The organism is Synechococcus sp. CCY 0621 (assembly GCF_019038465.1).
Classification (GTDB): domain Bacteria; phylum Cyanobacteriota; class Cyanobacteriia; order PCC-6307; family Cyanobiaceae; genus Cyanobium.
In genome coordinates this window covers 1-10,138 of record NZ_JAFKRH010000056.1, presented here as the reverse complement: position 1 = coordinate 10,138, position 10,138 = coordinate 1, and the positions used below count along the sequence as shown (strand labels likewise).

Here is a 10,138-nt window from a genome sequence, read left to right as displayed (position 1 = left end):
TCCAGCCTGAAGAGTATGCCGAGATTCCGGAGATCACGGATGACGATCTGGCACGTGCTGTGATCAAGGGGCCGCGCAAGCTCGATCAACCTCAGTAACGCTGCTTCCTATCGATCACCCCTGAGCCCCAATCTCGGCCGCTCACCAGGGCATAGGTGCCCTTCTCGCAGCGGGTGATGCCGTTGAAGGTGAACCCGGCCCACCATGCGCTTCCCAGGATCCGGCGGGCCACGTCCTGCGCCGGGGCTGGGGGGCCAGATGGGGACTGGGGGGTGACAGGGGTGGCACTTGCCCATTGAGGAACCATCTCCTTTTGGCAATGGCCTCCCACCCCGCCCACCAGGACACCAACCTCAGCTCCCTTACTATGGTTCAGCCTGAAACATGGTTGCTGCGATGCCCCCAGCCCTCACCGCCGCCACAGGGGCCGCCCTGCTCGGAGCCGATGCCCGTCTGCTGAGTCAGGAATACCGACGTGTGCTGGCCCCGCCCGAATCGCATTCCTCCGCAGCACCGCTGCGCCTGGGCTTTCGTGAGCTGCTCTACTTCCAGGTGGTCAGCGCACTGAGTGCCGAGGGCCTGCAGCTTTCGCCTGTTCAGAAGCGTCAGGTGTTCCGTGTCTTCACCGAGAAGACTCAGCGGTTGCCTGTGGACTCACCCCCGGGTCAGGTCGCTCTGGGTGAATGGTCCCGTGGCCACGGTGAACTGCGCAAAACCGGTGCGGTGTCCTTCAGCTTCGATCTCAGCAGCGTGAGCCGGGAGCTCCGGTATCGCTATCGGCTCCTCAGGCGGCCCCAGGCCCTGGTGGAGAGCAATCCAGCCATCTGCTCGGGGCAACCTGTGTTTCGGGGCACCCGAATTCCAGTCGCCGTGGTTGTGGAGCAGCTGCGCTCCGGCGTCAGCCGCACCGACCTGGAGGCCGACTTTCCCCAGCTCAGCAGGCAGGCCCTTGACTACGCCCAGATCCAGGCCCGCCTGCCGAAGCCTCCAGGCCGTCCCCGCCAACCTCTCACCCTGCAGCGCGGCTGAAGGCCCATCCCTTGAGGCTGTTGATCGACGAAAACCTCAGCCCTCTCTCGCCCGTTGGGCCTGTGACATGGGAATTCCAGCAGAGGCGGCCGTGCATGTCGGTCTTGCTGGCGTTGCGGATGAGGATGTCTTCGCCCACGCACTGGCCTGGGATCAGATTGTGGTCACGGTGAACGTGGGGGATTTCATGCGATTGGCCGCCGCCATAGAAGTTCACCCAGGCGTGATCGCTCTCAGGGAAGCTGGTTTGAATGCGGAAGAGCAATGGCTCAGGGTCCAGTCAGCCTTGCAGCTGATCAACCAGAGCCGTGACCCTGACATGGTTAATCGGGTGCTTGAAGTTCAATCCGACGTTGTTGTCCGATGGCATGAGATTCCCGCCAGCTGATCTCATCACCTCTGTATCGAATGAACCAGCTCCACCACGGCGTTGCATTCCGGCTGGTGCAGCTCCAGCCCGTCGGCCCCATGTCGACGCGGATTCACCAGGCTGTGCCCCTCGTTCTCCAGCAGCACCCGGCCGCTGCCCTCCAGCGCGCAGAACACACAGCCCGCTTCGCGATGGCCGTAGCTGGCCTGCACCCTGCGGAAGTCGGTGCGCCCTCTTGCGTAGGCAGACAGCATCGCGCTTGCCGGCGTTGCAGCGGAAGCAGTGCGCCTGCAGGTTGCTGATGGCGTCGGAGCCGCTCTGGTTCCTGGGGATGATGTGGTCCACCTCGAGGGCCCACTGGTGCTCGTGCGCCCCGCGGCACTCGCAGCGGCCCTGGGCTGCGTTGGCGGTTGCGGTGGGCAAACACCTCTTCGCCGCGCTGCTCGCGGAAGGCATCGAGGCGCTGGCGGCAGAGCTCCAGCAGCGCGTCGCGCTCGCCATCGCTCAACTCGTCGCCGCCGATCAGGCTGTCGCGGCCATCGCCATAGGCGGTGATGCCGTTGAAGGTGAACCCGGCCCACCATGCGCTTCCCAGGATCCGCCGGGTCACGTCCTGCGCCGGGGCCGGGCTGCGGCGGGCGAGCAGCTCCATGAGCATCAGCGGTTGGAAGATGGGGCTCATGCGCATCCGCTCGGCGATGTACGCGCGGAGGCGCTGGTAGGTGGTGGAGGGGGGCGGGGGCATGGGGGCATCCTGGCTGGGGTGTGACGGGGGTGGCACCTGTCAGGAGGACAACAGCCCTCTGGACTTCTGGCCTGCTTCGTTTTGCTGACTGCATTGGCTCTAAAATCCATGCCATGCCCCTTTGGAGGCCTCGGCTGATGGCGGCGAATCTTCCCCTGGGCCAGATGAGTCTGGAAGACAAGCTCGAAGCGATGGAACTCCTCTGGGCCGATCTCTCCGCCACGCCTGATCAGGTCGTATCGCCTGCCTGGCATCGCGATGAATTACGGCGGCGTCGTGAGCAGCTGGAGCAGGGTTCCGCAAGTTTTCAGTCTTGGAATGACGCCATGACTGGCCTCAAGGCCGAGCTTCGTGGATATCAGGCTCCTTGATGCCGCCAGGGAGGATCTCCGGAACGGTTGGTTGTTCTACGAACGTCAGGCTCATGGTCTGGGCGATCGCTTTCTGGATGCGATCGAAGCTGATGTTCAGTCATTGACTGTCTATGGCGGCATTCATCTTCAGATCGACGGGTTCCATCGCATGTTGATCAGACGGTTTCCTTTTGCGCTTTACGACGTGATGGAGGCCACGAGCATCGACATCTACGCCATCCTGGATTGTCGTCGCGATCCGATCTGGATTCGCGCTCGGCTTGGGACGACTCGGCCTTCTCCATGAGGCCGAAGAACAGGGCCTGCGGCATGCCGATGGCCCGGTCGGCGACGCCGGTGATGCCCTTGCCGTTGAGCACCTTGGCCCCCATCGGCCGCGGATCCGCCTGCGTTCGGCGATGGTGTATTCCAGGCGCTGGACGGTGGCGGAGGGGGCGAGTGGCGAATAGCAGAATGGGAGCCATGGATCCCAGACAGCCACCCACGCTTCAGCGGCTCAGGCAGATGGCCCCCGAGCTGCTCGCTCTCACAGCCGCCCACGGTGGCCAGGATCTTCGCGTCCACTGCTACGCAGAAGCCAGGGCTTCGGCTCCGTGATCCGCGGGGCGGCAGGGCTGCAGAGCGACTTGGACCTGCTGGTGGATTTCCCCTCCAGCCCCAGTTTTGAGCAGTACATGGACCTCAAGCTGGCTCTGGAAGACCTGCTCAGCGCTCGGGTGGACCTGGTGACGCGCCGCGGTCTTCGCCCTGAACTGCGGCAGCGGATCGAGCAGGAGGCCATTCCTCTTGCCTGAAAGGGGGAGTGCCCGCAATTGATCGTGAGCGGCACCCCAAGCTGCCCTGGCGACGCATTGCTGGCCTCCGCGATGTTCTGGCGCATGCCTACTTCGGCCTGGAAGAAGACACCATCTGGCAGATCGTTTCCGAGAGCATTCCAGCCCTAGCTGACCAGTTGGACCAAGTGGTTGAGGCTGAGCTCTCATAGCGGCTGGTGCGCCGATCGCGTTGCGCAGAGCCACTCCCAGCTGTTCAGCTCCGGATCACGGCAAACCCAACCCGGACGTTCACCGAGCCACTGATCGGGGTGCCGTGGCGGCTGCGGTGGGCAAACACTTCTTCGCCGCGCTGCTCGCGCTCGCCATCGCTCAACGCGTCGCCGCCGATCAGGCTGTCGTGGCCAACGCCATAGGCGGTGATGCCGTTGAAAGTGAACCCGGCCCACCATGCGCTTTCCAGGATCCGCCGGGCCACGTCCTGCGTTGGGGGGGGCATGGGGGCATCCTGGCTGGGGTGAGACAGGGGGTGGCACTGGTGGAGGAGAAGCCCATGCCAGGCGCCATGCCTTTGCTTGCCCCCTCAGTCAGGCGGAAGGAACTAATGTGTAGGCACCTCACAAGGAGGTCACACATGGCCACCAATCTCGCTCTCGATCAGGATCTGCTCGATCACGCCTTCCGTGTGAGCGGTGAGCCCACCAAAAAGGCCGCCGTGACCCGTGCCCTTCAGGAGTTCATCGCGCGCCGGGAGCAGCGTCAGATTGCCGAGCTCTTCGGCAAGCTTGAGTGGGACCCCGGCTACGACTACAAGGCCGAACGGGAACGCCAGCGGTGAGTCTGCTGGTCGACACCTCTGTCTGGTCGCTGGCCTTTCGCCGTGATGGCCAGCCAGGCGCGCCTGAGGTGGTCGCCCTCCGTGCCGCTCTTCAGGGTGCCGAGCAGGTTTTCACCACGGGATTGGTGCTCCAGGAGGTCCTCCAGGGTTTTGCCGGCCCAAAAAACCGAGACCAGCTCGTGGAGCGCCTTTCCGCCCTCGCTTTCCTCCAGCCCGACAAGCAGGACCACATGGCAGCAGCCGAAATCCGCAATGTCTGCCGCCGCCGAGGGATCCAGATCGGCACGATCGATGCCTTGCTGATTCAACTCTGCCAGCGCAACGAGCTGACGCTGCTGACAACCGACAACGACTTTCAGGCAGCCTCTCAGCAGGTGGAGTTCCGGTTATGGGGTACGGCGTAGATGGTGAGCTGAGCGAGCAGCAACAGCAGACGGCGCAGGTCATGGGTGAGCGGCGGATCGCTGCCCAGGTGCAGCAGCCAGGCCTTCAACGCCTTCTCCACGGCCTGCTGCAACCAGAAGCCCCAAGCCCCTTCGCGAAAGACGGTCGGCTCGGAGGAAGCCTGAGCGCTCTCAAAATCGACGGCGGCGATGCGCAGCAGACCTTCCGCTTCAGAGAGCGCCATGCAGGAGCCGTCCTTCCCGGTAGGCCCTGCCAATCACGTGGCTCCGCCAGTGCTGGCGCTCCTCGCATTCGCTGCGGGAGTAAAGCAGAAGATCGAGCGACACATCCGCCTAGGCCAGCCGACCCCACAGATCGTTCAGCACCTGGAAACGGTGATGCTGCGCCGGCCAGTCATCGGGGCGGTGATCAGCAGATCGATGTCGGAATCCGGTCCACTGGTGCCGCGAGCCCTGGAACCGAACAGCCGCACCTGCGCCCCTGGGATGACGCCATGCATCCGCGTTGGGGTAGGTGGGCTGATGTGTCAGCCCAAGTCCGATCGGCAGGAAGGCTTTGGGCGGCCCGTCAGGCCATCGCCCCTGATGGGATCCCTTCTGGCTGTGCCGCCCCAGTCCCTCTCCCAGCGGTGAGGGCTGGCCACGCAAGCAATTTCGACCAAGCCGCTGGCTCCTCTGATGACAAAAGGCACACAGGGTCTTAGGGTGTTGCCATGAAGCCCTTTCGCTGGAGCGCAGGCAAGAACGAGGTCCTTCAGCTTCAACGAGGCGTTTCCTTCGAGGCCGTGGTGGTCGCTATCGAATCCGGTGATCTGCTCGACATCGTTGAGCATCCGAACCAGGCCCGCTACCCAGGCCAGCGCATTCTTGTCGTTCTGATCTCCGGCTATGTCCATCTGGTGCCTTATGTCGAGGCCGACGATCACCTCTTTCTCAAAACCATCATTCCCAGCCGCAAAGCCACCATCGCCTACCGCCCAGGAGACGCACCATGAACCCCCTTGATCACGAAGAGCAGGAGATCCTGGAAGCCTTCGAAGCGGGCACGCTCCGTTCGGTGGCTACGGCTGCAGAGCGCTCCCGCCTGGAAGGCTCCGCAAGGTCAACGGCCACCAAGGATCAGCGCATCAACATTCGCCTCACCAGTGAGGATCTAGGCGCCTTGCGTGCCCGTGCCTTGCAGGAGGGCATTCCCTACCAGACCCTGATCAGCAGTGTCCTTCACAAGTACGTGTGCGGCAGGCTTCTCGATCGCCCCTGATGGGATCCCCTCTGGCTTGGGCGTGATGCGGCTGCCGCCAACCCGGCTCAGGGTGTGGCTGTGCCGCCCCAGTCCCCTTCATCCGCAGGACCAATGGGCATCCTCAACGCATGCCTACTTCCATCAGCCCAGAAGGCCTTCCACCTGTTCGATCAATGCCTGGGCTCTCTCGCACCAGGCCGTGCGATCCAGGCTGAGTTCTTCGGGTTCGTCGTCGTAGCGGTATTGCACAGCGAATGCCGAGGTGGTGCAGCCAGGCCTTCAAGGTCTTCTCCAGACACTGCTGGGCGGCCCAGCCCCAGCTGGCTTCTTCCACCTCCGGATCCAGCAGACGGCGGGCCATCCTGAGGTCGCGGCGCTTCAGGCCTGGCCATCGAGCAGAACGCCTTCTCGCAGGGCCTCGCACACCAGGGAGCCTGGCTCTTTGGCTCGGCGGGCCACGTCGCTGCTCGAGTGGAGCACCAGATCGACCGACAGATCCGGCTGGGCCACGGCACCCCAGAGGTCTGCGAGCAGCGCAAAGCGGTCGCGTTGCGCCAGCCAGGCATCCGGCACGGTGATCAGCAGGTCCACATCGGAGTCGGCCCGGCCATCTCCGCGGGCCCTTGATCCGAACAGACGCACTTCAGCAGCAGGGATCAGCTGGCGAATGCCGGCAACCATGCCCGCCAGCCTCGGCTCGATCGGTTTGGAGGCTGTCGTGGGAGTCATGGTTCCATTCTGACGGCCACTGGCTTCACCCGATAGCGGGCACACCATCGCTGCGGTCTGCATGAACGCTCGCAGGCGAAGGAAGGCAGCTGAGGGGCTGGACGCCATGGAGCGATGCTGGCGGCTGCCGGGCGACCGGGCCAGGGCGAGCCGCTGACCGCTCGGCTGCTGCTGCAGGACGGCGATGGGACAGCTCAAGCCGGTGGGCATGGTTCCGTCGTGATGGGAGGCAGAAGCTGCTGGCGGCGGTCAGCCTCGATAGAGTTTGCGCAGTGGCAGGAGTCACCCGTGACGACCTCCAGCACGACAACCAGCCAGGAGGTGCTCAGCCTTTTGCGTCAGCACGGCCCGCTGCTGCGTGAGCGCTATGGGGTGACGACCTTGCGCGTCTTTGGCTCGATGGCCAGGGGTACCGCCACCCCAACCAGTGATCTCGACCTCCTGGTTCGCTTTGATGCGCCAGCGACGGCTCGCCGTTTCTATGGCTTGCAGGTCTTCCTGGAAGACCTGCTGGGTCGCCATGTGGATCTGGTGACCGAGAAGGCGTTGCGGGAGGAGTTTCGGCACCGAGTCGAGGCGGATGCCATCGCCATCTGAAGTGATGGCCGAACGAGACTGGCATCTGTACTTGAAAGACATGCGGGTCTTTGCAGAGAGGGCGATTCGCTACAGCGATGGATTGACCCGAGCTCAGTTTGAAGCCAGCCAACTGGTTCAAGACGCCATTCTGCGCAATATCGAGCTGATCGGAGAAGCAGCAGCTCGTGTGCCAGATGCGTTTCGACTGGCCAATCCAGAGATTGCGTGGAGAGAGATCGTTGCCATGCGCAATCAATTGATTCATGGCTATCTTGGCATTGATCTTGAAATTGTCTGGGACGTGATAACCGTTGAACTTCCGGCCCTCCTTGGGCAGCTTAACTCCATCTCTGGAGATAAAATCTGACACCGCGATCAGTTCATTCGACTGATTGATCGGCGCGGCTTCTGCACCCACCTTTGACGGCCTTGCCGACAAAGGAGAGGCCTTGTGGCGGGAAGGGACCCAGGATCCGGCGGGCCACATGTCGCGCTGGGGCCGGGCAGCGGTGGCTGAGGAGTTCCATGGGCATGAGCGGTTGGTCGATGGGGCTCAAGCGCATGCCCTTGGCGATGGTCTCGCGCAGGCGCTGGTAGGCGGTGGAGGGGCTGGAGGCCATGGAGCGATGCTGGCGGCTGCCGGGCGACCGGGCCAGGTTTGGTTTTGGGCGGCCCGTCAAGCCATCGCCCCTGCTGGGATCCCTTCTGGCTAGGGCGTGCAGCGGCTGCAGCCAACCCGGCCAGTCGTTCGTGATTGTCCATGCCTGCGGTGTATGGTGTATACACCAGGAGGTTGGCCATGCAACGCACCCAGATCTACCTGTCGGAGCCGGAGCGGCAAGGGCTGTTGGCCCTGGCCCAGCGCAGCGGACGCAGCCAGAGCGCCCTGATCCGTGAAGCCATCGATCGCTTTCTGGAGAACAAACAGCCTGAAGAGCGGCTCGCCAAGCTTCGACAGGGAAGGGGCCTCTGGGCAGCCGGACCTGGTCCGCTGGATGGGCTGAAGTTGCGCCAGGAACTTGATCGCATCCCCCCCGAAGGCGGCTGATGGCGTCCGCCGCGAACGGCTTGCTCGTCATCGACACGGATGTCTTGATCGACTACCTCCGTGATCAGCCCCTGGCGGTGGCATTCCTGGAAGGCTGCGATCAGCCCCTGGCGGCCTCTGTGGTGTCAATCGCTGAGCTCTACGTGGGTGTGCGCGAGGGGGTGGAACGCCAGCGGTTGGATGCCTTTGTGTCGGCCTTCGAGGTGCTGCCGCTGGAGAAGGAGGCGGCGATGCAGGCGGGGCTGTTGCGCCGTCAGTACGGCCGCAGCCATGGCACGGGCCTCGCGGATGCCTTGATTGCCGCGAGTGTGCAGGCTGCCGAAGCAACTCTGGCCACGCTCAATCGTCGCCATTTCCCGATGCTGGCCAATGTGCTGGTTCCCTATACGAAGGGAGGCTGATCCTGAGCAGGCCCTGAGCGGCTGCCCGACGGTGGAGGAAGGATTCGGGGGCATGGGGCATCCTCGCTGAGGTGTTTCGGTGGGTGGCACTGATTCCTTGGGGCACCCCTCTTCGGTTGGGCATGCCCCCCCAGACCGGCCTTTGGTCACCAGCGCCCCCGCCAGCCATGAATGTCTATACTCTGCTTCAGGCTGAAACATGGTTTATCGATGGCTGCTGGCCTCACCGCCGCCGCCGGTGCCGCCCTGCTCGCCGCCGATGCCCGCCTGCTCGCTCAGGAACACCGCCGTGTGCTGACCTTGCCGGGTTCACCCTCCTCTGCAGGCCCGTTGCGGCTTGGCTTTCGCGAGCTCCTCTACTTCCAGGTCGTCAGCAGTCTGAGCGCCGAGGGCCTGCAGCTCTCCCCTGCCCAGAAGCGTGAGGTTTTCCGTGTGTTGACCGTGAAGACGCACCGGTTGCCTGAGGGCCTGCCCCGGCGACAGGTGGCCCAAGGGGACTGGTCCCGTGGCCCCGGTGAGCTGCGCAAGACACGTGCCGTTCCCTTCCGTTTCGATCTCAGCGGCGTGAGTCGGGAGTTGCGTTACCGCTATCGGCTCTACAGGCGGCCCCATGCCCTGGTGGAGAGCGATCCGGCCATCTGTTCAGGCCAGCCTGTGTTCCGGGGCACCAGAATTCCTGTGGCTGTGGTTGTTGAGCAGCTGCGCTCCGGCTTCAGCCGCAGCCAGCTGGAAGCAGACTTTCCCCAGCTCAGCCGGCCAGCCCATGATTACGCGGAGATCCAGGCGCGCCTGCCCAAGCCTCCCGGGCGCCCTCGGCGCCCTCTCGCCCTGCAACGCGGCTGAAGAGCCGTGCCTTGAGGCTGTTGATCGACGAAAATCTCAGTCCTCGCCGTGCATGTCGGTCTTGCTGGCGCCAAGGATGCCGCGGTCTTCGCCCATGCCCTGGCCCGCGATCAGATTGTGGTCACGGTGAACGTGGGCGATTTCATTCGCTTGGCCGCCACCATCGAGGTGCACCCCGGTGTGATCGCTCTCAGGGAGGCTGGCTTGAGCGCGGAGCAGCAGTGGCTCCGGGTTCAATCTGCATGCCAGCTGATCCAACAAAGGAAAGACACTGACCTGATCAATCGCGTGCTTGAGATCCAATCTGAAGCTGTGGACGTGTGGCATGAGATTCCAGCCAGCTGAGTCAATCACTGCCGGTGCAACCCTGAGACCAACAATGGCGATGGCTTGCCCGCATTGCAGCGGAAGCAGTGGGCCTGCAGGTTGCTGATGGCGTCGGAGCTGCCCTGGTTCCACCGCTGCGCGGAAGGCTGCGCCTACGGGACGATGTGGTCCACCTCCAGGGCCCTCTGGCGTTCATGGGCTCTGCAGCATTCGCAGCGGCCCCGGGCGCATCGGTGAACTCTGTATGTCACCGAGCCGCTGATCGGGCTGCTCGCGGAAGGCATCGAGGCGCTGGCGGCAGAGCTCCAGCAGCGCGTCGCGCTCGCCATCGCTCAACTCGTCGCCGCCGATCAGGCTGTCGTGGCCATCGCCATAGGCGGTGATGCCGTTGAAGGTGAACCCGGCCCACCATGCGCTTCCCAGGATCCGGCGGGC

24 protein-coding genes and 2 pseudogenes are annotated in these 10,138 nt (G+C 63.9%); 16 read left to right on the top strand and 10 right to left on the bottom strand.

All coding sequences use genetic code 11. From position 1 onward, the window contains the following. Positions 1-91: 91 nt before the first annotated feature. Positions 92-232, bottom strand: a complete 141-nt coding sequence (locus KUG43_RS16550; protein WP_216910926.1) for a hypothetical protein — start codon at positions 230-232, stop codon at positions 92-94. Positions 233-396: 164 nt separating this feature from the next. Here KUG43_RS16550 and KUG43_RS16545 point away from each other — a divergent pair, with 164 nt between their 5' ends. Together KUG43_RS16545 and KUG43_RS16540 are read left to right on the top strand one after the other, a co-directional pair. After that, on the top strand, positions 397-1,029 hold the full coding sequence (locus KUG43_RS16545) for a DUF433 domain-containing protein (protein ID WP_216910925.1): 633 nt from the start codon (positions 397-399) through the stop codon (positions 1,027-1,029). After that, positions 950-1,417, top strand: coding sequence for a DUF5615 family PIN-like protein (locus KUG43_RS16540; protein WP_286194931.1), 468 nt, complete (start codon positions 950-952; stop codon positions 1,415-1,417). The genes KUG43_RS16545 and KUG43_RS16540 overlap by 80 nt, the downstream gene beginning before the upstream one ends. A gap of 5 nt (positions 1,418-1,422) precedes the next feature. On the opposite strand, the gene KUG43_RS17150 is transcribed toward KUG43_RS16540, so the two are convergent. Continuing rightward, the gene (locus KUG43_RS17150) at positions 1,423-1,653 is read right to left on the bottom strand and encodes an HIT family protein (RefSeq protein ID WP_286194930.1); all 231 of its coding nucleotides are present in this window, start codon (positions 1,651-1,653) and stop codon (positions 1,423-1,425) included. A gap of 46 nt (positions 1,654-1,699) precedes the next feature. Further along, positions 1,700-1,855 (bottom strand): annotated as a pseudogene (locus tag KUG43_RS17400) (hypothetical protein); the annotation flags it as partial. On the opposite strand from KUG43_RS17400, the gene KUG43_RS16530 reads away from it, so the two are divergent. Together KUG43_RS16530 and KUG43_RS16525 are read left to right on the top strand one after the other, a co-directional pair. Further along, the gene (locus KUG43_RS16530; protein ID WP_216910922.1) at positions 1,803-2,168 is read left to right on the top strand and encodes a hypothetical protein; all 366 of its coding nucleotides are present in this window, start codon (positions 1,803-1,805) and stop codon (positions 2,166-2,168) included. The pseudogene KUG43_RS17400 and the gene KUG43_RS16530 sit on opposite strands and share 53 nt — an antisense overlap. A gap of 113 nt (positions 2,169-2,281) precedes the next feature. Continuing rightward, on the top strand, positions 2,282-2,515 hold the full coding sequence (locus tag KUG43_RS16525; protein ID WP_216910921.1) for an addiction module protein: 234 nt from the start codon (positions 2,282-2,284) through the stop codon (positions 2,513-2,515). A gap of 158 nt (positions 2,516-2,673) precedes the next feature. On the opposite strand, the gene KUG43_RS16520 is transcribed toward KUG43_RS16525, so the two are convergent. Beyond that, entirely contained in the window at positions 2,674-2,889 is a 216-nt protein-coding gene (locus tag KUG43_RS16520; protein WP_216910919.1) for a hypothetical protein, read from the bottom strand. 222 nt (positions 2,890-3,111) lie between these two features. Between KUG43_RS16520 and KUG43_RS16515 the strand changes: the two genes are divergently transcribed. Together KUG43_RS16515 and KUG43_RS16510 are read left to right on the top strand one after the other, a co-directional pair. Continuing rightward, the gene (locus KUG43_RS16515; protein ID WP_216910917.1) at positions 3,112-3,312 is read left to right on the top strand and encodes a nucleotidyltransferase family protein; all 201 of its coding nucleotides are present in this window, start codon (positions 3,112-3,114) and stop codon (positions 3,310-3,312) included. Positions 3,313-3,320: 8 nt separating this feature from the next. Beyond that, entirely contained in the window at positions 3,321-3,503 is a 183-nt protein-coding gene (locus tag KUG43_RS16510; protein ID WP_353618069.1) for a HepT-like ribonuclease domain-containing protein, read from the top strand. A gap of 44 nt (positions 3,504-3,547) precedes the next feature. On the opposite strand, the gene KUG43_RS16505 is transcribed toward KUG43_RS16510, so the two are convergent. Beyond that, a complete protein-coding gene (locus tag KUG43_RS16505) occupies positions 3,548-3,790 on the bottom strand; it encodes a hypothetical protein (RefSeq protein WP_216910915.1) in 243 nt (80 codons plus the stop codon). Positions 3,791-3,925: 135 nt separating this feature from the next. Here KUG43_RS16505 and KUG43_RS16500 point away from each other — a divergent pair, with 135 nt between their 5' ends. Together KUG43_RS16500 and vapC are read left to right on the top strand one after the other, a co-directional pair. Next, a complete protein-coding gene (locus KUG43_RS16500; protein ID WP_216910913.1) occupies positions 3,926-4,129 on the top strand; it encodes a type II toxin-antitoxin system VapB family antitoxin in 204 nt (67 codons plus the stop codon). Next, positions 4,126-4,533, top strand: a complete 408-nt coding sequence (gene vapC / locus KUG43_RS16495; RefSeq protein WP_216910911.1) for a type II toxin-antitoxin system VapC family toxin — start codon at positions 4,126-4,128, stop codon at positions 4,531-4,533. Before KUG43_RS16500 ends, vapC begins: the two co-directional genes overlap by 4 nt. Here vapC and KUG43_RS16490 read toward each other — a convergent pair. Both KUG43_RS16490 and KUG43_RS16485 read right to left on the bottom strand, forming a co-directional pair. After that, positions 4,497-4,757 carry a HEPN domain-containing protein gene (locus KUG43_RS16490; RefSeq protein WP_216910909.1) on the bottom strand — a complete coding sequence of 87 codons (261 nt, stop codon included), beginning with the start codon at positions 4,755-4,757 and terminating at the stop codon, positions 4,497-4,499. The two genes, vapC and KUG43_RS16490, sit on opposite strands and share 37 nt — an antisense overlap. A 135-nt stretch (positions 4,758-4,892) precedes the next feature. Continuing rightward, a complete protein-coding gene (locus KUG43_RS16485) occupies positions 4,893-5,033 on the bottom strand; it encodes a nucleotidyltransferase family protein (RefSeq protein WP_216910907.1) in 141 nt (46 codons plus the stop codon). Positions 5,034-5,246: 213 nt separating this feature from the next. On the opposite strand from KUG43_RS16485, the gene KUG43_RS16480 reads away from it, so the two are divergent. Next, complete coding sequence (locus KUG43_RS16480; protein WP_216910905.1) at positions 5,247-5,528, top strand: BrnT family toxin; 282 nt, start codon at positions 5,247-5,249, stop codon at positions 5,526-5,528. Then, positions 5,525-5,794 carry a hypothetical protein gene (locus KUG43_RS16475; RefSeq protein WP_216910903.1) on the top strand — a complete coding sequence of 90 codons (270 nt, stop codon included), beginning with the start codon at positions 5,525-5,527 and terminating at the stop codon, positions 5,792-5,794. Before KUG43_RS16480 ends, KUG43_RS16475 begins: the two co-directional genes overlap by 4 nt. Before the next feature lie 360 nt (positions 5,795-6,154). On the opposite strand, the gene KUG43_RS16470 is transcribed toward KUG43_RS16475, so the two are convergent. Next, the gene (locus KUG43_RS16470) at positions 6,155-6,505 is read right to left on the bottom strand and encodes a nucleotidyltransferase domain-containing protein (RefSeq protein ID WP_216910901.1); all 351 of its coding nucleotides are present in this window, start codon (positions 6,503-6,505) and stop codon (positions 6,155-6,157) included. 288 nt (positions 6,506-6,793) lie between these two features. Here KUG43_RS16470 and KUG43_RS16465 point away from each other — a divergent pair, with 288 nt between their 5' ends. Next, complete coding sequence (locus KUG43_RS16465) at positions 6,794-7,102, top strand: nucleotidyltransferase family protein (RefSeq protein ID WP_353618068.1); 309 nt, start codon at positions 6,794-6,796, stop codon at positions 7,100-7,102. 4 nt (positions 7,103-7,106) lie between these two features. After that, positions 7,107-7,451 carry a HepT-like ribonuclease domain-containing protein gene (locus KUG43_RS16460; protein WP_216910899.1) on the top strand — a complete coding sequence of 115 codons (345 nt, stop codon included), beginning with the start codon at positions 7,107-7,109 and terminating at the stop codon, positions 7,449-7,451. Positions 7,452-7,464: 13 nt separating this feature from the next. Here KUG43_RS16460 and KUG43_RS16455 read toward each other — a convergent pair whose 3' ends face one another. Further along, on the bottom strand, positions 7,465-7,704 hold the full coding sequence (locus tag KUG43_RS16455; protein WP_216910897.1) for a hypothetical protein: 240 nt from the start codon (positions 7,702-7,704) through the stop codon (positions 7,465-7,467). A gap of 179 nt (positions 7,705-7,883) precedes the next feature. On the opposite strand from KUG43_RS16455, the gene KUG43_RS16450 reads away from it, so the two are divergent. From KUG43_RS16450 to KUG43_RS16435, 4 genes are all read left to right on the top strand, one after another. Further along, positions 7,884-8,132: a ribbon-helix-helix domain-containing protein gene (locus tag KUG43_RS16450; RefSeq protein ID WP_043325596.1), complete on the top strand. Its 249-nt coding sequence runs from the start codon at positions 7,884-7,886 to the stop codon at positions 8,130-8,132. Continuing rightward, entirely contained in the window at positions 8,132-8,533 is a 402-nt protein-coding gene (locus tag KUG43_RS16445; protein WP_216910895.1) for a type II toxin-antitoxin system VapC family toxin, read from the top strand. The genes KUG43_RS16450 and KUG43_RS16445 overlap by 1 nt, the downstream gene beginning before the upstream one ends. A gap of 210 nt (positions 8,534-8,743) precedes the next feature. Continuing rightward, on the top strand, positions 8,744-9,376 hold the full coding sequence (locus KUG43_RS16440; RefSeq protein ID WP_216910893.1) for a DUF433 domain-containing protein: 633 nt from the start codon (positions 8,744-8,746) through the stop codon (positions 9,374-9,376). Between the two features lie 48 nt (positions 9,377-9,424). Beyond that, positions 9,425-9,721 (top strand): DUF5615 family PIN-like protein, encoded by a 297-nt coding sequence (locus KUG43_RS16435; protein WP_216910891.1) that lies wholly within the window; start codon positions 9,425-9,427, stop codon positions 9,719-9,721. Between the two features lie 174 nt (positions 9,722-9,895). Here KUG43_RS16435 and KUG43_RS16430 read toward each other — a convergent pair. Beyond that, a pseudogene (locus tag KUG43_RS16430) lies at positions 9,896-10,138 on the bottom strand (hypothetical protein); the annotation flags it as partial.

What these genes read in the sequence shown, in the direction of transcription:
- KUG43_RS16500 (WP_216910913.1), top strand. Translation starts at nt 3,926, where the DNA reads ATGGCCACCAATCTCGCTCTCGATCAGGATCTGCTCGATCACGCCTTC.
- KUG43_RS16475 (WP_216910903.1), top strand. Translation starts at nt 5,525, where the DNA reads ATGAACCCCCTTGATCACGAAGAGCAGGAGATCCTGGAAGCCTTCGAA.
- KUG43_RS16445 (WP_216910895.1), top strand. Translation starts at nt 8,132, where the DNA reads ATGGCGTCCGCCGCGAACGGCTTGCTCGTCATCGACACGGATGTCTTG.
- KUG43_RS16470 (WP_216910901.1), bottom strand. Translation starts at nt 6,505, where the DNA reads ATGACTCCCACGACAGCCTCCAAACCGATCGAGCCGAGGCTGGCGGGC.
- KUG43_RS17150 (WP_286194930.1), bottom strand. Translation starts at nt 1,653, where the DNA reads ATGCTGTCTGCCTACGCAAGAGGGCGCACCGACTTCCGCAGGGTGCAG.
- KUG43_RS16455 (WP_216910897.1), bottom strand. Translation starts at nt 7,704, where the DNA reads ATGGCCTCCAGCCCCTCCACCGCCTACCAGCGCCTGCGCGAGACCATC.
- KUG43_RS16525 (WP_216910921.1), top strand. Translation starts at nt 2,282, where the DNA reads ATGGCGGCGAATCTTCCCCTGGGCCAGATGAGTCTGGAAGACAAGCTC.
- KUG43_RS16545 (WP_216910925.1), top strand. Translation starts at nt 397, where the DNA reads ATGCCCCCAGCCCTCACCGCCGCCACAGGGGCCGCCCTGCTCGGAGCC.
- KUG43_RS16480 (WP_216910905.1), top strand. Translation starts at nt 5,247, where the DNA reads ATGAAGCCCTTTCGCTGGAGCGCAGGCAAGAACGAGGTCCTTCAGCTT.
- KUG43_RS16505 (WP_216910915.1), bottom strand. Translation starts at nt 3,790, where the DNA reads ATGCCCCCCCCAACGCAGGACGTGGCCCGGCGGATCCTGGAAAGCGCA.
- KUG43_RS16485 (WP_216910907.1), bottom strand. Translation starts at nt 5,033, where the DNA reads ATGCATGGCGTCATCCCAGGGGCGCAGGTGCGGCTGTTCGGTTCCAGG.
- KUG43_RS16440 (WP_216910893.1), top strand. Translation starts at nt 8,744, where the DNA reads ATGGCTGCTGGCCTCACCGCCGCCGCCGGTGCCGCCCTGCTCGCCGCC.
- KUG43_RS16490 (WP_216910909.1), bottom strand. Translation starts at nt 4,757, where the DNA reads ATGGCGCTCTCTGAAGCGGAAGGTCTGCTGCGCATCGCCGCCGTCGAT.
- KUG43_RS16460 (WP_216910899.1), top strand. Translation starts at nt 7,107, where the DNA reads ATGGCCGAACGAGACTGGCATCTGTACTTGAAAGACATGCGGGTCTTT.
- KUG43_RS16450 (WP_043325596.1), top strand. Translation starts at nt 7,884, where the DNA reads ATGCAACGCACCCAGATCTACCTGTCGGAGCCGGAGCGGCAAGGGCTG.
- KUG43_RS16520 (WP_216910919.1), bottom strand. Translation starts at nt 2,889, where the DNA reads ATGGGGGCCAAGGTGCTCAACGGCAAGGGCATCACCGGCGTCGCCGAC.